This window comes from Fischerella major NIES-592, from assembly GCF_001904645.1.
GTDB classification, from domain to species: domain Bacteria; phylum Cyanobacteriota; class Cyanobacteriia; order Cyanobacteriales; family Nostocaceae; genus Fischerella; species Fischerella thermalis.
Map to the genome: position 1 here is coordinate 346,991 of NZ_MRCA01000004.1, position 19,457 is coordinate 366,447.

The following is a 19,457-nucleotide window of genomic DNA, read 5'->3' on the forward strand; positions in this document are numbered from 1 at the left end:
TTAAATTTATTGAGTAAATTCATGTGCATGTTCTTGTAAAACCGAAATCTTGGGAATGCGATCGCTAGGATTTTAGATTAATTCGTTTATAGGGTGGGGTGCATCACACCATACTGCAAGCAATCTACCTAAATACTACATTCATGGGACGATGAATGCAGAGATTATACCCTTGGTCTCTAACACTGAGGCGACTTGTAAAATTAATGCTTCATGATAAGGTGCAGCTATTAATTGCACTCCCAAAGGTAAAGCATTTGTACGTTGAATTGGTACAGATAAAACAGGCAAACCAATAAATGATAATGGTTGAGTAAATAATCCCAAATGGGGACGAACGAGAATTTCCTCTCCATCTAAAATCATCGTTTGTTGCCCAATTAACGGTGCAGAAATTGGTGTAGTAGGAGCAATGATGATATCAACTTTTTCAAAAACTTCCCGCACTCGCTCGCGAAACCAACTTCTAAAGCGCTGCGCTTGCATATACCAATGACTAGGAATTAATGCACCAGCAAGAAAGCGATCGCGTGTTGCTGGATCAAAATCCTGGGGACGTTGACGCAATTTCTCTAAATGTAAATTTGCTCCCTCGCAAGCAGTAATTACAAACGCGGCGGCGCGGGCGCGATGCGCTTCAGGTATACTTACATACTCAGTTACATGCAAAGCATCAGCCACCTTTTGCACTGCTGCTAAAGCCTCAAGATTAGCCCCTTTGCAGAAATAATCACCTGCGATCGCAATTCTAATACCATCAATATTTTGTAGAGACACGCTGTGGCGTGTCTCTACAGGCGGACGTTTTGTGCAAACTGGATCGCGTTCATCTTCCCCTTGCAAAACATCAAAAACTGTAGCGATATCCCTTACCGAACGCGCAAACGGGCCAATATGATCAAAACTGCTAGAAAACAAAGCTACACCAGCCCGTGACAACCTACCATAAGTTGGTTTGAAACCAAACACACCACATAAAGCAGCAGGTACACGAATTGAACCATTAGTATCAGAACCCAAAGTTAGCGAAACCAAACCAGCTGCAACAGCTGCTGCTGATCCGCCACTAGAACCACCCGCAACCCGATTTAAATCATGGGGATTATGAGTAGCACCGTAATGAGAGTTTTCCGTCACAAACCCGTAGGCGTACTCATCCATATTTAACGCGCCTACAAGTATTCCACCCGCTTGCTTCAACCGCGCCACCGCCGTCGCATCTTGCGTCGCTGGTGAATTTTCAGCATTAATTTTTGCACCTGCAAGAGTCGTTATCCCAGCAACATCAAAAAGATTTTTGACAGCAAAAGGTACACCAGCAAGTAAACCAGGGTTATTACCCTGTTTAACCTCATGATCAATCTTTTCTGCATCAGCTAAAGCAGCATCAGTAATCACAGTGGTAAAACAATTAAGTTCACGATCTCGTGCTGCAATTCTTTGCAAAGCAGCTTGCGTAACTTCCACCGCCTTAACTTTACCTTCACGCACTGCTACAGCAATCGATACAGCATCCGCAGCATCTAAATTCATGGTTCAAACACTGGCGCGACTTCAATATCATCCGGTAAAGGAAAAGAATTTACCAATTGAGCGATCACTCTAATTCTCTCAAAATTTGCCACCACCCCATCCCTATACTCATCCCTCAACCGTAAATCCACCAACAAAGCCATCAAATCCACATACTCACCCACATTCAACCCTTGATTATCCATCATTCTCTGCGTCCTTGGCGTCTTGGCGGTTAATTAAACTTCCAACCTCCTGTGGCAATTTAAATTTACCATCCTCCCCACACTCAAAACCCACCAAAAAACAGCATCAACATTCAAAGCCCCATAAATATGAGGAAATAACTCATTTACAACTGTATGAAGCCCTCAAAGGACTGGGGGGAATTGTCCGTTGTGTCTCCCTTCTCCTAGAGGGTCATGGTTATTATTCGCGTGAAGGGTTGGCCATCTACTTTGGGAAATGGTCAATTGGTGCGATCGCTATCTGAAGGATGAAGGGTGATGGATTAATTTTAACCTTCTGCCTTATCTTTAAGCTAGCTACTTACTCCATCGCCTGAATTAATTTATTTGCTTGTGTTTGCGCCCTTTGTAGCGCCTGTTGTAGCGGTTGTTGTCCCAGCAAAGCACTGATAAATTGATTGTCAAAGTTGTTCATAATGGCGGCAGGGTATTTACCTGCTTGCCAAGGCATAGCATAACTCACTCCTGCTAAAAATGGCGATCGCAACGGATCTTTGTCATAACCCAATTTCTCGGCTACTGATTTACGTGTTGGTAAAGCAAAGCCTGTTGCTGTCCACTTTTCCATACCTTCCTTACCTGTGAGGTAGGAAATCAACTCCCAAGCTTCAGCTTTGTGCTGTGTTTGTTTGTTCATCACGTAGGCAACAGTAAATAACATTGTGCCTTTTTTATCGTTAATTGTTGGTACTTCTGCGGTGGCAAAATCAAGCTGAGGAAAAGTGTCTTTCAAGTAGGGAATTGCCCAGTTACCTTCAATGACCATTGCTACTTTCCCCTGACCAAACATTTCACTACCTGAGTTTGTCCCCACGTCAGATTTTTGTGCGGCGGTACGGTCTTTTTGATATTGGTCTACTACTAACTGTAATCCTTCAACTCCAGCTTCCGAAGCAAAAGTAGCATAACCATTTGCATCTACAAGTTGTCCACCAAAGGCTCTTATTTTGTAAGCTTGACGCGCTAACTCTGGGATGACACCATAGCCGTATTGGTCAATCCTACTGTCTTGATTTTTATCTACTGTCAATTGTTTGGAGTAGGCACGCAATTCATCCCAAGTTGCAGGAGGACTAGTCAAACCTGCGGTGGTAAAAGCTTGTTTGTTGTAAAAAAGGGTCAGGGTAGAAAAGTCTTTGGGTAAACCATAAATATGATTCTCGTACTTAAAGCTGTTAAGTATTGTCTCCTCAAAATCAGCCAGGTCAAATTCCGGGTTAATATAAGCGTCTAATGGCTCTAAAACGTTCTGACTCATCAAAAAAGGAGCTTCAAAAGCATCCAGATAAAAGACATCAGGCGCTGCTTCACCAATCAAGCGCGTTTTAATGACATCCATGTACTGGTCGGCTATGACTTCATACTTCACCTTGATAGCTGGATGCTGGACTTCAAAGTCTTTAAGTATTTGTTTCAATAGTTTTTGCTCAGTCGGGTCTGCACCCCAACCACTGAGTTTAATGATAACTGGAGTGGTTGTTGTGGTGGCATGGGGCGAGGGTAAGTTCTGGCAACCAATCACCAAAAAAGCGATCGCCACCATTAATACCAAAAAGTGCCAAAAATTTCTTTTTATCACCGCATAATGAACATTCTTCTATCCTTTTTATAGCTTTTCTCGCTGTAGAATGAATTTTGGAAAAATTAAAATTTTATTTAGAAATGCACGGTAAAATAGCTAAAAATTGTCATTACTACTAAGTACAAGAGAATGTTTAAAAAAAGTTTGACTTACTTTTATTTTATATACATAAAATCGCAAATCAAAACAAAAAGTAATTTTTTTGATATGGAAATGAGCAATAGCTAATGGCAATTAAAAATTAACCATTAACCATTAACAATTACTCAGTTCATGAATCCTACTCAGTCTGAAACTGCTTCCTCTTTGATTTCAGAAATTTCTGAAACTGAAGTTATAGAAACAACTATTGCTCCTTCTCTTCTACCAATATATAATCGCACATTTTCCAAAGATGCTATTCGTACCAGCCTGCGCGCTTCAACTATAGATGGTATATTTGCAGGCATTTTTGGAATTACAACTGGTGGCATTTTATTAAGTAATTTTTTGGTAGAATTGGACGCTGCTCCAGTGGCTTTTGGAATGCTTGCTTCTATCCCCATGCTGGTGAATTTCATTCAGCCTTTGGGTGCTTACATATCAGAACGTTTTTCCAGTCGCTATCAATATTCTCTTTTAATTTATGCACCCTCTCGCTTGATTTGGCTGATTTTAGTAATTTGTATAGCAGCTTTTAGCCAACAACTAATTAATTCTCAGCAGTTAGTCATACTAACACTCTTGATTGTGTTCATCAGCCATCTCTGGGGTGGACTCGGTAGTGCATCTTGGTTGTCGTGGATGGCGACCTTAGTCCACCGACGTTTGCGGGGACGATATTTTGGCATACGCAGTAGTATTGCTAGCTTAACTAATTTGATTTGTGTACCATTAGCAGGACTAGCTGTATCTCATTGGTATGGTGGTACTCTCCAAGGCTATGGGATACTGTTGTTTGTAGGTATCCTATTTGGAATGATAAGTTTGGCATGTCAGCATTTTAAGCTGGATGTCAATCCCCAAGCACAAAATGCGATCGCCGTAAATGCAAATAATTTAAATGACTCTGTGGATGAGCAAATTGCAAATGTCAACTCTACATCTCAACCAAATCTCTGGCAGAGTCTCCGCAATGATACTAATTTTTTAATATTTTTGCTTTACTTCAGTGTGTGGATGTTTGCAGTTAACCTCTGTAATCCCTTTTTCAATCTTTACATGCTAGATACCCTGGACTTAGATGTCAGCTGGGTGACATTCTATGGTAGCCTGCAAGCAGGGGCAAATATGTTAATGTTAATCCTTTGGGGAAGGCTAGCAGACAAAATCGGCAACCGTCCAATTCTCTTTTTCATAGGAATTTTCGTAGCGATTGCACCTTTGTTATGGTTAGGTATTGGTTACACTTCCCTAGACATATGGCTATGGTTGCCTATGTTACACATTTTTCTGGGAGGAACCGGTGCAGCTATTGATTTGTGCGGCAATAATATGCAGCTAGAAGTTGCACCAACCAAAAATCAGTCCATATATTTTGCAATGGTAGCTGCGATCGCTGGCTTATGTGGTGCGTTTGGTACAATCCTTGGTGGTTTTCTAGTACAAATTAATTTTTGTGGAGGCTTACTAGGATTGTTCGTTTTCTCAACAGTATTTAGGCTGGTTGCACTTTTGCCGATCATTTTTGTCCAAGAGTCACGGGGACAATCTTTTGTACAAACTATTCAAAGTTTTTGCACATTTAGAGAAAAGGCTAGAGGCTAGGAGATGGGGTGGTGGGGAACTCGGGGCCCCTGGTGGGGATTAGGGGCGTGGGGAGTGTGGGGAGTAAGTATTAAACAACTACTAACCACTAACCACTAACTAACCACCAACCACCAACCACCTACTATTCTGCAATTGTCGAACTTAAAGTCATAGTTTTCTCCCACAACACTACATTATGAGTGCTGGTTGTAGCGGGGGGATGGTGTAATGCTATTAGCTGGGATAAAGTGCTTTTCAACTGGGTACGCGGTACAATTTCATCAACAAAGCCATGTTTGAGTAAATCTTCGGCAGTTTGGAAATCATCAGGCAATTTTTCCCGTAGGGTTTGCTCAATCACTCGCCGACCTGCAAAACCAATGGTTGCTTTGGGTTCTGCTAGGATGATATCACCTAACATCGCAAAGCTAGCAGTCACACCGCCTGTAGTGGGATGAGTTAATACTGGCACATACAGCAAACGTGCTTCTCTATGTCTTTCCAAAGCTGCGGAAATTTTTGCCATCTGCATCAGTGAGAGCATTCCTTCTTGCATCCTTGCTCCACCAGATGTACAGACGATGACCACAGCATAACGCCTTTGAGTAGCTTGTTCAATCAAACGGGTGAGTTTCTCGCCAACAACCGAACCCATGCTTCCACCCATGAAGCGAAAATCCATGACTCCAAGGGCAATTGGTAAGCCGTTGATCTCACCCAAACCTGTTTTGACAGCATCTACTAAGCCGAGTTTTTCTTGTGTTTCCCGGAGGCGATCGCTATAGGCTTTGCGATCGCGAAATCCTAAAGGATCAGCAGGACGCAACTGCTCATCAATCGGTCTCCAGGTATTAGGATCTATCAACTGACGGATGCGCTCATCACTATCTACCCGATTATGATGTCCGCATTCGGTGCATACCATTAAATTAGCCTTCAAGTCTTTGGCATAACTTAATACACCACACTTAGGACACTTATTCCACAGTCCGTCTGCAATTTCACGTTCTTGGCGTTCTAGACTGATAGGTCCTGATTTTCGTCGGTTTGCAAACCAATCAAACAGAGATTTTAAACCACGTGACTCTTCGTTGTTTGCCATTTGTTTCTTATGCCAGTAGAGTATGTCAAAAACAGGTTAATCTTTTTGTGGAGTCATTGTCCTTTGACATTTGTATTGAGTTTGTACTAATGTCTAATGAATAAATGACTACACAACAAAATTTGTCTTCTAAGCAATATTCAGATTTAGTTTTGCATCTTTGCTTGTCAGCTTAACGAAAATACGTAAACCAGTTCAAGTATGTTTTTCTGGATGCCAAGAAGTTTATAATTTGTCACGTATGAGGAATATATAGTGGGTTATTTGACATGGTACATTGGGGGGTTGTGTCAAAAAATTTTGGATTTAGATGTCGGAGCCACTGCGCCCTTAGGAGGTTCACTCCGTTTTAGCCCGTGGCGCGATTTGAGATTAGTTCCACGAGATTTATCTAGGGGCTTGGACGTTGCTCGAAATTATCAATTACAGGACTAATCTTAACAGAAGTTAAAGACCGTTAAGGGTAATGAAGTTTACAGTTGCAGGCTCAGAAGTAGGAGTAAGTTACGGGTGTATCCTGTTATGATCATCTTTACAACTTGATGAAAAGCATATAAGTATCTACGCATAAATATTTAGCCATTTTTCAACCTAATGGTAATCCCTGTATTCCTTCCCTGTACCCTGTTCCCTAATCCCCGATCAGCTGTTCCCTTTTACATTCCATTCACAAACAACCGTAAGTAGCTAGACAAAATTGTCTCGCCACCAAACAGAGTTATTACTGATCCAAGTGCAAGAAATGGGCCGAAAGGCATTTTATATCCCCATCTGCGTTGCGACAGGATAATCATACTGCCACCTACGGATACTCCCAACAAACAAGCAACAAAAGCAGCCAAGAGTAAGTACTTCCAGCCTAACCAGGCTCCCATCATAGCTGCTAACTTGGCATCACCTCCACCCATTACAGTTTTACCAAAAATAATTGAACCAACTGTAGCGATCGCATCAAACAACCACAATCCTAGTACTGCTCCCAGGATCGCCGTCATCAGGTGACTAGCTAATCCTGTCCAGTTAGCATCTGGTAAAAAACCAACTACTGCTTGAAATGCTATCCCCATCACTAATCCTGGCTTAGTAAGCTGGTTTGGCAAAGTCATTGTATCTAAATCAATCAGCGACAATGCTAGTAACCAACTACAAAATACCCAGTAACCCAGCGTTAAAACCGAGACATCAAAACTCCAAAATATCAATAAAAATACTAATCCCGTGACTGCTTCTACCACTGGATAACGCAGAGAAATTTTACCTTGGCAATAGCGACAACAACCTCTTAACCATAGCCAACCTACTACTGGCACATTATCGTAGGGCTTAAGTTGGGTTAAACAATGAGGACAGCGAGAAGGAGGGAAAAGCAGGGATAAGCCAGCAGGAAGCCGATAAACCACAACATTAATAAAACTGCCAATAGAAGCACCCAAGGCAAACACAATAAAATTTGCCAGGATGATCAGCAAAATATCCATAATTTAGTCTTTTGTCATTTGTCCTTTGTCATTTGTACAACATTAATAACTAATGACCAATAACTAATGACTAATACATCTGTGACTCAATCTGATTCAAAGGCACAAAACATTCTGCCGGCAAGAGAACTGGTTGACCAGTAAAAATTACCTTGCCCCGGTGCGTATCGCGATTAATTGCTACACCAGAAGCTTGGCCAGCCATTTCAGGATGTACTTCGCAATAGGTGTGGTAAATTTTGCCAGCCGCTCTGATGACGGCAGGATCAATCAGAGGGGACTGGCTCTTAGGGTTAGTATACTTTGTTTGTTCTTGTCGTAAAGCGTACACGACTTATTGAGTATTGTTGTTAGGTTTTGTCTTATTAGTTTATACGAAAGTTTTAGCAATGATTGCCAAAATTTTCGTTTGCTACAGAAGAAGATTATTCTTCCAGAACTTGAATTAAAGCCTTACCCATAGCACTGCAACCCAATAGTTGCATACCCGGGGACATGATGTCTCCCGTCCGAGCGCCATTTTGTAACACTTGCAACACACCTTTTTCCAGAAAATCTGCTGCTGCGCCTTGGTTTAAACCATAGCGAAGCATCATTGCTGCGCTCAAAACTTGGGCTAGGGGATTAGCTTTATCTTGTCCTGCAATATCAGGAGCAGAACCATGAACAGGTTCAAACACTCCAGGTCCGGAGGCTCCTAAACTAGCAGAAGGCAACATACCTATGCTACCAGTGAGCATGGCAGCAGCATCTGAGAGAATATCACCAAACAGATTTCCTGTGACAATAGTATCGAACTGTTTAGGGGCCCGCAATAACTGCATAGCAGCATTATCTACATACAGATGAGTGAGTTCCACATCCGGATATTCAGCACCTAGCTTAGTGATGCGATCGCGCCACAGTTGTGATACTTCTAAAACATTAGATTTATCTACTGAACAGAGTTTCCTTTGGCGTTTGCGGGCTGTTTCAAATGCTACTCTTCCAATGCGATCAATTTCAGACTCGGTATATGCCATTGTGTTGACACCGCGCTTTTGGCCAGTTTCCGTTTCAAAAATCCCCCTGGGTTTGCCAAAGTATATCCCGCCAGTCAGTTCGCGCACCACCATAATATCAACGCCTTCGACAACTTCCCGTTTCAGAGTAGAAGCCTCTATTAACTGGGGTATAATTTTCGCTGGGCGCAAATTAGCAAATAATTCCAATCCTGCCCGTAATCCAAGTAAACCTGCTTCTGGACGTAAATGAGATGGCAGACAATCCCACTTGTAACCACCAATCGCCGCTAATAATACCGCATCACTGTTGCGGCACACATCTAAAGTAGCTGTTGGTAGAGGTTCGCCTGTAGCATCGATTGCTGCACCACCAATCAGCGCTTCTTGGAATTCAAACTGAAGATCAAATTTTTTTTCCACGACTTTTAGCACGTCTACCGCCACAGCCATGATTTCGGGGCCAATGCCATCGCCAGAAAGTAAGGTAATGCGGTATTGCTGTGCCATAGTTAATTTTGCTTGGGTAAGTGTTTAAGCTTGCAGAAAAATATCATATCAAAACACAGATGCCCGACTTCTGGTAAGAAGTCGGGCATCTTAAATTTGGTTATTTCAAGATATTCATCGCAGTTTCTGGATGAACGCTGGAAATGTAGATTGTCTCAAACCCTATCAATCATCTTTTTTCTGAGTCGGTTAAGTGCAGAATGCAAGCGATTTTTAATAGTTGAGATAGGGAGACCAAAAAAATTGCTGATTTGTTTTTGCGAGTAACCGCTGATATGGGGGATTAGGAGGAGACAAGGAAGAATATATTAAAATATTTTCCATGTCCCTGTAAAAGAGTGTCCCCTTTGCCCAGTTAACCCGCCCCACCTGCCAATACAGAATGTTTTGTCAGCAGTTCCATCGCTGCTTGATATTGCTGGTCAGCTTCTGTACCAATCTGTTCGCGGGTAATTGGTGCAGAGGAAATTATTTTGTCTGGTTTTATACCTAATTTATTGATGTCTCTATGATTTGGGGTTTCGTACTTGGCAATGGTGACTGCTAAGCCAGAACCATCTGACAATTCAAACAAGGATTGGATTAAGCCTTTACCAAAGGTGGTTTCCCCTACAAGTATGGCACGACCGTTATCTTGCAATGCACCAGCGAGAATCTCGCTAGCACTAGCCGTACCTTCATTGACTAAAACAATGAGCGGATCGTTAGTTAGTGCTGGACCGAATGATTCAAAGCTACCTTGAATTCCTTGGCGATTCGCAGTGTACACGATCGTACCAGAGTTCAACCACAAACGTGCTACTTCAATCCCTGCTTGTAGTAAGCCTCCAGGGTTATTTCTCAAATCTAGAATGTATGCAGATGCGCCTTTTTTCTCTAAGCTATTAATGGCGTGTGCCAACTCCGTAGCAGCATTAGCATTAAATTGAGTGAGACGAATATACCCAAAAGGGAGTCCCCCTGGAGTACTGTGTAACTCTGCGACCACAGGGTTTAAAGAAATGCGATCGCGCATAACTCGAAACTCTTTTTGCCCTTCTCCGTCTCGTTCGATAACTAATGTGACTAAACTACCAATTGGACCACGCATTCTCGCAGCTGCTTCATCAAGTGTAAGATTTTGCGTAGCGATACCCTCTATTTTGATAATGCGATCGCGCGACCGGATTCCTGCTTTTTCTGCTGGTGAGCCTGCAATCGGAGCCACTACTTCTAAACCGCCTGTTTGTTGATTCAAAGCAATTTGCAAGCCCACCCCAGTCAGTTCTCCAGAAGTATTTACCTGTAAACTCCGGTATTGCTCTGGATCTAAAAAACGGGTAAAGGGGTCATCAAGGCTTTTGAGCATTTTTTGAATTGCTGTGTATGCTGCTTTTTGGTCTGGGAGAGATGCAGAAAGAATTTTTTGCCTCACAGCCGCCCAATTTTGATGATTAAAGGTGTCATCTAAATAAGTGCGGTTCACAATTCGCCATACTTCCGATACCAACTTTTGTTCTTGAGTCAAAGCCATTGCTGGTTGACAAAAATTGCAAAGTCCTAGCCAAAACGCTACAAAAACTGACAATCCAACCCGAAAAACCTGTTTATGCATTAACCCCATTTTTTAATCCCACTTTTTACCCAAAATTGCTTAGTTTCGATGCAAGTACCTGAATTGAGACCTCTTACAAAAGTCAGTAAATACAAAGGGGTAAAGGGAAAGAATCTTTACTCTTTAACCTTTACTTTCTTACTTTTGCAATCGGTATATGAAATCTATCTGTCGACTATGTTACTTTTTTTATAGAAGTGGTGGATTGCGAAATCAAGAGGTTTAATCTCCTGATTCGGTGCAAATCCCCCTCTACAAACGATAAAATCTACTTTGTGTCCAGCATTTTTTTGATTGGGTGCAAAGAGAACGCAATATATTCCATCTTTGCAGAGTGTTAAGTTTTTTTTTTAAAATTATTAACACTCCTAAGGCTCATCAACAAACGAGCTTTTCTCCTCTTTGCTCAAGGGGATTAGGCATAAGGGACTGAGGCTTAGGAACTAAGCCAGATAATTCCCGATTCCTGATTCCTGCTACCTACTCCCCAATCACCAATCCCCGGTAAGTTGGGAGATTTATTAACCGCGATCGATTTCTAGGAACTTGAGATTGTATGGCCAACGTTTATGACTGGTTCGAGGAGCGCTTGGAGATTCAAGCGATCGCTGATGACGTCACCAGCAAGTACGTCCCTCCCCATGTCAACATCTTCTACTGCCTGGGTGGAATTACCCTCACTTGCTTTTTAATCCAGTTTGCTACTGGATTTGCTATGACATTCTACTACAAGCCAACTGTGACGGAAGCTTATGCGTCTGTGCAGTACATCATGAATGAAGTGAGCTTTGGTTGGTTAATTCGCTCCGTCCATAAGTGGTCTGCCAGCATGATGGTGCTGATGATGATTCTGCACGTATTCCGGGTTTACCTGACTGGCGGCTTCAAAAAGCCCCGTGAGTTAACCTGGGTCAGTGGAGTCATCCTAGCGGTGATTACCGTTTCTTTTGGCGTCACTGGCTATTCTCTGCCTTGGGATCAAGTTGGTTATTGGGCGGTGAAAATCGTCAGCGGTGTACCAGAAGCAATTCCGGTAGTTGGCACCTTGATTTCTGAACTGCTGCGTGGCGGTTCTAGCGTTGGACAAGGAACACTAACTCGTTACTACAGTGCCCACACCTTTGTGTTGCCTTGGCTAATTGCCGTCTTCATGTTGTTTCACTTCTTGATGATTCGCAAACAAGGGATTTCCGGTCCATTGTAATTTATATGCGGCAGAAGCATTCTTTGTGACAGTTAGCCTACCAGCCACAGAGCTTGAAAGCATGAATGCTTTCCCGTAAAGTTATCAGGTATTGACTTTCGGTTTCCAGATTGAGTTGTTTGTTTTAAACTGAAATAAAAAATAACAAATCTATTGACACATAGAAGACAAAAAAAACAAACGATTGCATCTTAAGCTGAAAGCTAGTGCCTGAAGCTCGAGGCTTGAACAAATGCTTTAACTCGACGTCAGCAGGAGAGCACATAAAAAAATGGCAACACTAAAGAAACCAGATCTGAGCGATCCTACCTTAAGAGCCAAACTAGCCAAGGGTATGGGTCATAACTACTATGGCGAACCCGCTTGGCCCAATGACCTACTCTACGTCTTTCCAGTTGTAATCATGGGCAGTTTCGCTTGCATTGTGGCCCTAGCTGTATTAGACCCAGCTTTGGTTGGAGAACCAGCAAATCCCTTTGCAACACCACTAGAAATTTTGCCAGAGTGGTACTTGTATCCTGTATTTCAAATTTTGCGTTCAGTTCCTAACAAACTCTTAGGAGTATTGTTGATGGCATCTGTACCTCTAGGGCTGATCCTTGTTCCCTTTATTGAGAACGTCAACAAGTTTCAGAACCCTTTCCGCCGTCCTGTAGCGACAGCAGTTTTTCTTTTCGGTACTCTAGTTACCCTCTACTTAGGTATTGGTGCTACTTTCCCATTAGATAAATCTTTGACTTTGGGATTGTTCTAAACGTTAGTAGTCATCAACCTAATTTGACGCCTGTGGTTTTTCTCAACAAGTGCAGATGTACTTTTATTGAGAAGTCTACAGGTGTCAATTTTAATCATCCGTTTTGTGTTTTATATCTGTAAAGTTTTTCTGGTTATAAATTTTGGATTACAATACTATTCCAAAATCTATAACTTATAAAATGATAGTAGATATAAATAACTCGAATCTAGTAAAACATAAGTTTCATGACTAATGATAACAGCTAGTTTCAAGTTATTTTACGTTATTGGGACTAAGTAATATCATGGTTAAACTTGACCTTATAGTATTGAGTAATGGGTAATTACTTTAAATACATATGATAAGCAATTAAGAAAGTTAGTAGTTGACTTGAGGCAGCACGCAGAACAGGAGTTTTCCATGCCAGGTAACGCCAGTTGCCTTTGCCGAAAGATTCTTACTTTACAGAAGTCGCCATAGATGCAAAGCAACTCGCAACAAGCTACAAGGGCGTTTCAATAATGTCCATTTGACAAAGTTCAAAGGGTAAGGTAATTTCTAACACCAAACAACAAAACATATTTATGCTCATCTTCTTACAAAGATTTTTACCTATACACATATATGCCAAGGTCAATGCTTAGCATAGTGCAGCAAGACCATCTGACTGTAAAGAGCGAACTCAAGCTTCTAAACCGGGTGCAACAGTGGTTTGAACAATTCTGTTTGCAACATTTATCTAAACTTGATTGGTCAGAAGGTCAACTTCATCGCCTGAACCTAGCATTAGCAGAAGGTTTTACTAATGCTGTCCGCCATGCTCATCATACTCTTCCTCCAGAAACAACTATTGATATAGACGTTTTCCTATGGATAGATCGACTGGAGATTAGAATCTGGGATTATGGTAAACCTTTTAATCCTGATGCGATCGCTGAACCAGAACCAGGTACTCTGCAAGTCGGTGGGTATGGATGGTTCCTGCTGCGACGCTTGGTTGATCAAGTCGTCTACGAACGTGGTGCAGATGGTAGGAACTGCCTGCTGATCGTTAAGTATGGTCTACAAAAGCAGCAATAAGGTTTTTGTTTAAGTTTAATATTCCAAATTGTTAGTTGTAAATTACATATAAATTTCGAAACTTGGTGATTGCTGCAAACAAGATGTAGCAAAAGAATGTTTTCCAAAAGTTCACATTAATATTATTTAATATTTGTTATGTAAATTAAATAAATTAAATATTGAAGTGATCGCCACCAATCAAATCTTTAATTTATAAAAAAAATCCACCTAATTAAATTAGGTGGACATGCTTAATTATTTAGTGGATCCGAGCAGAGTCGAACTGCTGTCCAAACTGGGTATTGACCCCCCGCTCGTTCACAGGCTTAGCCTTTCTTACCCTCAAGGCGGGGAACGTTCATTATCCCGAACGCTAGGATACTCTGGTTAAGTCTTTGCTAGCAAGTCCACCAGAGGGAACTTATTAGCGCATCCGTTGGGGTTTGCCTCTAGCCCTTAACGGAGTCAGACTAGAAGCGCTCGAACCTATAAGAGGCTATTAGGCAGCTACAAGAGCTTCCTTACGAGCAAACTTTACGATGTTGTTCGCATTTACTTTTTTTTGAGCCTTGGATTTACGAGAGATGACTCACTCTCGACCTGAATCACAGAGTAGCTTTCGCCAGCCTGTCAAAACCGGTACGGACCCATGAAGTTCACATAGCCCTATTATAGTCAGCCGTTTTTAAATGTGCCACTCAAAATTTTAGATTTTGGATTTACAATTTTGGATTGAAGATTTTGTTGTAACTCCAATCTAAAATCTAAAATCTAAAATCTAAAATCTTTGTCTTACGTAAGTGCTTCAGCACCGCCTACAACTTCAAGAATTTCCTGAGTAATTGCAGCTTGACGTGCCTTGTTGTAGGACAGGGTAAGGTTACTGATCAATTCACCAGCATTATCGCTAGCATTGCTCATGGCTGTCATGCGTGCGGCCAGTTCGCTAGCTGATGATTCTTGTAATGCTCGTAATAGTTGGTTGGTCAGATACAGAGACAACAGAGAATCCAAAATTTGAGTAGGATCTTGCTCGAAGATCATGTCACGGGGTAAGGGACGAGTCTGAGTAGTGACTTTCTGTCGTTCGACTTCAAACTGACCACCACGAGTGGTGAGACGGAAAATTTCGTCATCTGCGGTTTCTAAACCTTGGGGGTCAAGAGGAAGCAGTGTTTGTACTACTGGACGTGAACTTACTAAAGAGACGAAGCGAGTGTAAATCAATTCAACACGGTCTACGCTTTCTGATAGGAACAGGGAAAGCAATTCATTAGCAATATTGGAAGCTTCAGCGGCGGTAGGAATTTGCTCTAAACCAGTATAAACTGCATCAATTGGTTGATTACGACGTTGGAAATACTGTGTAGCTTTTCGTCCTACCAGTACTAACTTGTAATTTATGCCTTCTGCTTTGAGTTCCTTGATGCGAGTTTCCGCCCGTTTGATGACGTTGGTGTTGTAACCACCACAAAGACCACGATCGCCTGAAATGACTAATATTCCTACTGATTTAACTTCCCGTTTTCTCAGTAAGGGTAGGTTAGCGTCTTCAAACCGGAGACGAGCTTGTAAACCGTAGAGTACTTGTGCCAAGCGGTCAGCGAAGGGGCGGGTGGCTAATACCTGCTCTTGGGCACGACGCACCCTTGCAGCAGCCACCAGCCGCATGGCTTCCGTAATTTTTTTGGTATTTTTAACCGACTGAATGCGATCACGTATTGCTTTGAGATTAGCCATAATCTTTATGAATTGGTAATTGGCAATTGGTAATTGGTAATTGGTAATTGGGTAAAAGTTTTTGCCATTACCCATTACCCACTACCTTTTACCGATTTCCTATGCTGTTGCCAAGAAGGTCTTTTTGTATTCGTTGATTGCTTCTTTCAAGGCTGCTTCTTCGCTGTCACCTAGTACTTTTTGGGTTTGCACACCTTGGACATACTGTGGTTTGCTGGTCTTTAAGTATTCCCGCAGACCCTTAGCGAAAGTTGTGACTTTATCAACTGGAATATCGTCGAGATAACCGTTAATACCAGCATAAAGAATGGCTACTTGCTCATACACTGCTAGTGGTGAGTTTTGAGGCTGTTTGAGGAGTTCTCGTAAACGCTGACCTCGTGCCAACTGGTCTTGGGTAGCTTTATCAAGGTCAGAAGCAAATTGAGCGAAAGCTTGTAATTCGTCAAACTGAGCCAACTCTAGCTTCAACTTACCAGCAACTTTTTTCATTGCCTTAGTTTGAGCGGCAGAACCCACACGGGATACGGAAATACCAGGGTTAATAGCGGGACGAATACCAGCGTTGAACAAGTCAGAAGACAAGAATATCTGACCGTCGGTGATGGAAATCACGTTGGTGGGAATGTAAGCAGAAACGTCACCTGCTTGAGTTTCGATAATCGGTAGGGCGGTCATACTGCCTTTACCTAATTCGTCACTCAGTTTAGCTGCCCGTTCCAACAAGCGGGAGTGCAGGTAGAAAACATCTCCAGGATAAGCTTCCCGTCCGGGTGGACGACGCAACAACAAGGACATTTGACGGTAAGCTGCGGCTTGTTTGGAGAGGTCATCGTAAATTACTAGGGTCGCCTTGCCTTTGTACATAAAGTACTCAGCAATTGAGGCACCAGTATAAGGAGCCAGGTATTGTAAAGAAGCAGGGTCACTGGCGTTCGCAGCAACAACAATGGTGTAGTCTAGCGCGCCTTTGTCTTGCAATGTTTGGATGACGTTGGCTACAGTGGAAGCTTTTTGACCGACTGCTACGTAAACACAAATTACATCTTCTTCTTTCTGGTTAATGATAGTGTCGATCGCGATCGCTGTTTTCCCAGTCTGACGATCACCAATAATCAATTCCCGCTGACCACGACCGATGGGAATCATCGCGTCGATAGCGGTGATTCCGGTTTGCATGGGTTCGTGTACAGAGCGACGGGCAACTATACCAGGTGCTGGAGATTCAATCAAACGGCTTTCGGTGGTTTTGATTTCACCTTTACCATCAATTGGCCGACCCAAAGCATCGACAACGCGCCCAATCAAGGCTTCCCCTACAGGAACCTGAGCGATTTTACCGGTAGCGGTGACGGTGCTACCTTCTTGAATTGAGTGACCTTCACCCATCAACACTACACCAACATTGTCTTCTTCTAAGTTGAGGGCGATGCCGACTGTACCATCTTCAAACTCTAACAATTCCCCAGCCATGGCCTTTTCTAGACCATAAACACGGGCAATACCGTCACCTACTTGTAAAACTGTACCAACGTTAGCAACTTTGACTTGTTGGTCGTATTGCTCGATTTGTTGCTGAATAATGCTGCTAATTTCGTCAGGTCTGATGCTAATTGCCATTTGTCTATCTTGCTTTTTGGTGAGACAACAGGAGTTAAGAACTTATGAACTATGAATACTCAAAATTTTTATAATTCATAATTCACAATTCACACAATTCATAATTTTTAGGCGCTTGTTAAGCGCAAAGACAGGCGACGCAGTTGACCCCGCAAACTAGCGTCAATTACCTGAGAACCTACTTTAATAATGACACCACCAATAATGTCAGGGTCGATTTTGGTTTCTAGTTCTACTTCGCGAGCATTGGTCATGGCAATGACCTTTTGTTTTACTGCTGAGGCTTGTGCTTCACTCAGAGGAACAGCAGAAACCACTTCTGCTAACACTGTTTGTTTGAGCTGCCGTAACAGTGCCAAATATTGTCGGCAAATTTCTTCCAACAACATAATGCGCCGTCTATCTACCAACAGCATTAAAAAATTACGGAAATAAGTGTTAGCACCTTCACCAAGAATCCGGTTGAGAACTGCTTTTCTATCTTCAGCCTGGATAAAGGGGTTGTTAAGAAACTTTTGTAGCTCATCACTGCTAGACAACAAGTTCAGCAAAGCACGAATATCTTCGCCGAACTCTTCTGTCAAATTCCTGGATTGGGCTACCGACATCAAAGCCTCTGCATAAGGCAGGGCTATTTCTCCTAATCCTGCATTGCCTTTCATGTGTTGCCTCCCAGTAGCGCGATACTACTATCAATCAATCTTTGTTGAGCATCGTCACCAATTCCACTGCGGAGTTCCGACTCGGCTTTTTGCAATGCCATTGCCACTACCCGTTGCCGTAGTTCGGCAAATGCTCGCTCTCTTTCTGTATCTAAATCGCGGGCGGCTGTTTCTTTCATTCGTTCCACTTCCTCTGCTGCCCGCGCTAAAATTGCTTCACGCACTGAGCGAGCGTTTTCTTCGGCCGCTTTGCGAATTTGTTGCGCTTCTGCTTGTGCCTGAGTCAACTTTTGTTGTGCGTCGGAAAGTTGGGCTGCTGCTTCTTTGGCACGTTGCTCTGCTTCCCGAATTGCAGTTTCAATATTTGAGCGTCGCTCGCTGAGGGTGTTACTGATAACTTTACGCCCAAAGTAAAATAAAACACCAATTAGAATTGCCAGGTTAATTATATTGGTTTCAAGAATATTGAAGTTTAGACCAAAACCGCCTGGCGATTCTGCTTCTGCCGCCTCTGTGGCTAATAACAAGACACTTCCTACAATACCCATCTACAACTGCGCTGCTCCCTTGCTAATCGTAAGTTAGAACTTTTCCCAAAGGAAAAAAGTGTCCATGCGTGACACTTAATTCAGCGCTCACCGGACAAAAGCCCCGCAGCGCATGTACTTTTTGGAACCTAATATTGTCAGATGTCAACAATCACTTTATTTGACTAAAGAAGGTCCCAAGAGTTTTTCTAAAATCTGCCTGCTGAAGGCATCTACCTGTTGCTCCAAGGAACTTAAAGCTTCCTGCTTCTGCTGTTCTATTTCTTGAGCCACTTGTTCTCGTTGCGCCTGAGCTTCTTTTTGTGCTTCAGCGATTTTCTCGGCAGTAATTTTTTGAGCTTCAGTCTGAGCTTGAGCAATGACATTTTGAGATTGCCTACGGGCTTCCGCTAGCTGTTGCTCATATTCCTTGGTCAATCGCTCGGCTTTAGCCAAGCGTTCCCGAGCTTCAAGGTTATTCGTTCGGATGTAATTATCGCGATCGTCCAGTACCTTGGTCAATGGCTTATAGAAAATCACGTTTAAAACAGCTGCCAACAGCAGGAACTGCAATGCCATTAAGGGCAAGGTAGCATCGAAATCAAACATTTCTCTCCTTTTTGGCTGTAACAGCAGTTTTTTTGGCTAGCAATTTTGATTTACCTTTGGTTAAAGGTAAATCTAGACTCAGAGACGTGATACCAAATTGGGATTATTTAGTTTCATTTTGAAACGAATTAGATAGCTTTTTAGAAAAGCTTTTAATCCAAAGTCCAAAATCTAAAATCCAAAATTGGTATAAGTCATCACGTCTCCAAAAATCAAGGAAAAGTTTTTAGAGATTAAGCAAATGGGTTAGCAAACAGTAATACCAACGCAATCACCAGACCATAGATTGTCAGTGATTCCATGAACGCCAATGTTAACAGCAGTGTACCGCGAATTTTTCCTTCTGCTTCTGGCTGACGGGCGATACCTTCTACTGCTTGACCTGCGGCATTACCTTGACCAATACCAGGACCGATAGCAGCTAAACCAATTGCTAAAGCGGCAGCGAGAACTGAAGCAGCAGAAATCAATGGATCCATGTTGATTTTCCTTACCTTAAGTAAAAAACAAACGGTTTGCGATTTTGTTTCTTAGAGTTAGAA

Annotated in this window: 19 protein-coding genes and 1 other RNA gene; 4 read left to right on the forward strand and 16 right to left on the reverse strand. The window is 42.4% G+C overall.

Annotated features, from left to right (window positions below; genetic code table 11):
• Positions 1-141: 141 nt before the first annotated feature.
• The 3 genes from NIES592_RS10630 to NIES592_RS10640 all read right to left on the reverse strand — a co-directional run bounded on the left by NIES592_RS10630 (position 142) and on the right by NIES592_RS10640 (position 3,303).
• Positions 142-1,533, reverse strand: a complete 1,392-nt coding sequence (locus tag NIES592_RS10630; protein ID WP_073555717.1) for an AtzE family amidohydrolase — start codon at positions 1,531-1,533, stop codon at positions 142-144.
• Positions 1,530-1,718 carry a DUF4089 domain-containing protein gene (locus tag NIES592_RS10635; protein ID WP_016872169.1) on the reverse strand — a complete coding sequence of 63 codons (189 nt, stop codon included), beginning with the start codon at positions 1,716-1,718 and terminating at the stop codon, positions 1,530-1,532. Before NIES592_RS10635 ends, NIES592_RS10630 begins: the two co-directional genes overlap by 4 nt.
• A gap of 343 nt (positions 1,719-2,061) precedes the next feature.
• Positions 2,062-3,303 carry an ABC transporter substrate-binding protein gene (locus NIES592_RS10640; RefSeq protein WP_062248115.1) on the reverse strand — a complete coding sequence of 414 codons (1,242 nt, stop codon included), beginning with the start codon at positions 3,301-3,303 and terminating at the stop codon, positions 2,062-2,064.
• A gap of 312 nt (positions 3,304-3,615) precedes the next feature.
• Between NIES592_RS10640 and NIES592_RS10645 the strand changes: the two genes are divergently transcribed.
• Positions 3,616-5,088: an MFS transporter gene (locus tag NIES592_RS10645; RefSeq protein ID WP_062248113.1), complete on the forward strand. Its 1,473-nt coding sequence runs from the start codon at positions 3,616-3,618 to the stop codon at positions 5,086-5,088.
• A 124-nt stretch (positions 5,089-5,212) separates the two neighbouring features.
• Here NIES592_RS10645 and accD read toward each other — a convergent pair whose 3' ends face one another.
• The 6 genes from accD to ctpA all read right to left on the reverse strand — a co-directional run bounded on the left by accD (position 5,213) and on the right by ctpA (position 10,764).
• The gene (gene accD, locus NIES592_RS10650) at positions 5,213-6,172 is read right to left on the reverse strand and encodes an acetyl-CoA carboxylase, carboxyltransferase subunit beta (protein ID WP_009456986.1); all 960 of its coding nucleotides are present in this window, start codon (positions 6,170-6,172) and stop codon (positions 5,213-5,215) included.
• 656 nt (positions 6,173-6,828) lie between these two features.
• A complete protein-coding gene (locus NIES592_RS10660) occupies positions 6,829-7,650 on the reverse strand; it encodes a prepilin peptidase (RefSeq protein WP_062248112.1) in 822 nt (273 codons plus the stop codon).
• 70 nt (positions 7,651-7,720) lie between these two features.
• Positions 7,721-7,981, reverse strand: coding sequence for a hypothetical protein (locus NIES592_RS10665; RefSeq protein WP_009456989.1), 261 nt, complete (start codon positions 7,979-7,981; stop codon positions 7,721-7,723).
• 94 nt (positions 7,982-8,075) lie between these two features.
• Positions 8,076-9,161: a 3-isopropylmalate dehydrogenase gene (gene leuB, locus NIES592_RS10670; RefSeq protein ID WP_009456990.1), complete on the reverse strand. Its 1,086-nt coding sequence runs from the start codon at positions 9,159-9,161 to the stop codon at positions 8,076-8,078.
• 155 nt (positions 9,162-9,316) lie between these two features.
• Positions 9,317-9,466, reverse strand: coding sequence for an RNA polymerase sigma factor (locus NIES592_RS26250; RefSeq protein ID WP_084552278.1), 150 nt, complete (start codon positions 9,464-9,466; stop codon positions 9,317-9,319).
• Positions 9,467-9,516: 50 nt separating this feature from the next.
• Positions 9,517-10,764: a carboxyl-terminal processing protease CtpA gene (ctpA, locus tag NIES592_RS10680; RefSeq protein ID WP_062248110.1), complete on the reverse strand. Its 1,248-nt coding sequence runs from the start codon at positions 10,762-10,764 to the stop codon at positions 9,517-9,519.
• A 547-nt stretch (positions 10,765-11,311) separates the two neighbouring features.
• Here ctpA and petB point away from each other — a divergent pair.
• The 3 genes from petB (at position 11,312) to NIES592_RS10695 (ending at position 13,775) form a co-directional block, all read left to right on the forward strand.
• Positions 11,312-11,959, forward strand: coding sequence for a cytochrome b6 (petB, locus tag NIES592_RS10685; protein WP_009456992.1), 648 nt, complete (start codon positions 11,312-11,314; stop codon positions 11,957-11,959).
• A gap of 271 nt (positions 11,960-12,230) precedes the next feature.
• Positions 12,231-12,713 (forward strand): cytochrome b6-f complex subunit IV, encoded by a 483-nt coding sequence (gene petD / locus NIES592_RS10690; RefSeq protein ID WP_016866281.1) that lies wholly within the window; start codon positions 12,231-12,233, stop codon positions 12,711-12,713.
• Positions 12,714-13,331: 618 nt separating this feature from the next.
• Positions 13,332-13,775, forward strand: a complete 444-nt coding sequence (locus NIES592_RS10695; RefSeq protein WP_062248107.1) for an ATP-binding protein — start codon at positions 13,332-13,334, stop codon at positions 13,773-13,775.
• A 242-nt stretch (positions 13,776-14,017) separates the two neighbouring features.
• On the opposite strand, the gene ssrA is transcribed toward NIES592_RS10695, so the two are convergent.
• The 7 genes from ssrA to atpE all read right to left on the reverse strand — a co-directional run bounded on the left by ssrA (position 14,018) and on the right by atpE (position 19,394).
• Positions 14,018-14,406, reverse strand: a transfer-messenger RNA (tmRNA) gene (gene ssrA / locus NIES592_RS10700).
• 143 nt (positions 14,407-14,549) lie between these two features.
• Positions 14,550-15,497: a F0F1 ATP synthase subunit gamma gene (locus tag NIES592_RS10705; RefSeq protein ID WP_062250693.1), complete on the reverse strand. Its 948-nt coding sequence runs from the start codon at positions 15,495-15,497 to the stop codon at positions 14,550-14,552.
• Positions 15,498-15,596: 99 nt separating this feature from the next.
• Entirely contained in the window at positions 15,597-17,117 is a 1,521-nt protein-coding gene (gene atpA, locus NIES592_RS10710; RefSeq protein WP_062248106.1) for a F0F1 ATP synthase subunit alpha, read from the reverse strand.
• Between the two features lie 107 nt (positions 17,118-17,224).
• On the reverse strand, positions 17,225-17,779 hold the full coding sequence (gene atpH, locus NIES592_RS10715; protein ID WP_016866285.1) for an ATP synthase F1 subunit delta: 555 nt from the start codon (positions 17,777-17,779) through the stop codon (positions 17,225-17,227).
• A complete protein-coding gene (locus tag NIES592_RS10720) occupies positions 17,776-18,327 on the reverse strand; it encodes a F0F1 ATP synthase subunit B (RefSeq protein WP_062248104.1) in 552 nt (183 codons plus the stop codon). The genes atpH and NIES592_RS10720 overlap by 4 nt, the downstream gene beginning before the upstream one ends.
• A gap of 156 nt (positions 18,328-18,483) precedes the next feature.
• A complete protein-coding gene (locus NIES592_RS10725) occupies positions 18,484-18,915 on the reverse strand; it encodes a F0F1 ATP synthase subunit B' (RefSeq protein WP_009457000.1) in 432 nt (143 codons plus the stop codon).
• A gap of 233 nt (positions 18,916-19,148) precedes the next feature.
• Positions 19,149-19,394: an ATP synthase F0 subunit C gene (gene atpE / locus NIES592_RS10730; protein WP_009457001.1), complete on the reverse strand. Its 246-nt coding sequence runs from the start codon at positions 19,392-19,394 to the stop codon at positions 19,149-19,151.
• Between the last annotated feature and the right edge of the window lie 63 nt (positions 19,395-19,457).

What these genes read in the sequence shown, in the direction of transcription:
- NIES592_RS10630 (WP_073555717.1), bottom strand. Translation starts at nt 1,533, where the DNA reads ATGAATTTAGATGCTGCGGATGCTGTATCGATTGCTGTAGCAGTGCGT.
- NIES592_RS10635 (WP_016872169.1), bottom strand. Translation starts at nt 1,718, where the DNA reads ATGGATAATCAAGGGTTGAATGTGGGTGAGTATGTGGATTTGATGGCT.
- NIES592_RS10640 (WP_062248115.1), bottom strand. Translation starts at nt 3,303, where the DNA reads ATGGTGGCGATCGCTTTTTTGGTGATTGGTTGCCAGAACTTACCCTCG.
- NIES592_RS10645 (WP_062248113.1), top strand. Translation starts at nt 3,616, where the DNA reads ATGAATCCTACTCAGTCTGAAACTGCTTCCTCTTTGATTTCAGAAATT.
- accD (WP_009456986.1), bottom strand. Translation starts at nt 6,172, where the DNA reads ATGGCAAACAACGAAGAGTCACGTGGTTTAAAATCTCTGTTTGATTGG.
- NIES592_RS10660 (WP_062248112.1), bottom strand. Translation starts at nt 7,650, where the DNA reads ATGGATATTTTGCTGATCATCCTGGCAAATTTTATTGTGTTTGCCTTG.
- leuB (WP_009456990.1), bottom strand. Translation starts at nt 9,161, where the DNA reads ATGGCACAGCAATACCGCATTACCTTACTTTCTGGCGATGGCATTGGC.
- ctpA (WP_062248110.1), bottom strand. Translation starts at nt 10,764, where the DNA reads ATGGGGTTAATGCATAAACAGGTTTTTCGGGTTGGATTGTCAGTTTTT.
- petB (WP_009456992.1), top strand. Translation starts at nt 11,312, where the DNA reads ATGGCCAACGTTTATGACTGGTTCGAGGAGCGCTTGGAGATTCAAGCG.
- petD (WP_016866281.1), top strand. Translation starts at nt 12,231, where the DNA reads ATGGCAACACTAAAGAAACCAGATCTGAGCGATCCTACCTTAAGAGCC.
- NIES592_RS10695 (WP_062248107.1), top strand. Translation starts at nt 13,332, where the DNA reads ATGCTTAGCATAGTGCAGCAAGACCATCTGACTGTAAAGAGCGAACTC.
- NIES592_RS10705 (WP_062250693.1), bottom strand. Translation starts at nt 15,497, where the DNA reads ATGGCTAATCTCAAAGCAATACGTGATCGCATTCAGTCGGTTAAAAAT.
- atpA (WP_062248106.1), bottom strand. Translation starts at nt 17,117, where the DNA reads ATGGCAATTAGCATCAGACCTGACGAAATTAGCAGCATTATTCAGCAA.
- atpH (WP_016866285.1), bottom strand. Translation starts at nt 17,779, where the DNA reads ATGAAAGGCAATGCAGGATTAGGAGAAATAGCCCTGCCTTATGCAGAG.
- NIES592_RS10720 (WP_062248104.1), bottom strand. Translation starts at nt 18,327, where the DNA reads ATGGGTATTGTAGGAAGTGTCTTGTTATTAGCCACAGAGGCGGCAGAA.
- NIES592_RS10725 (WP_009457000.1), bottom strand. Translation starts at nt 18,915, where the DNA reads ATGTTTGATTTCGATGCTACCTTGCCCTTAATGGCATTGCAGTTCCTG.
- atpE (WP_009457001.1), bottom strand. Translation starts at nt 19,394, where the DNA reads ATGGATCCATTGATTTCTGCTGCTTCAGTTCTCGCTGCCGCTTTAGCA.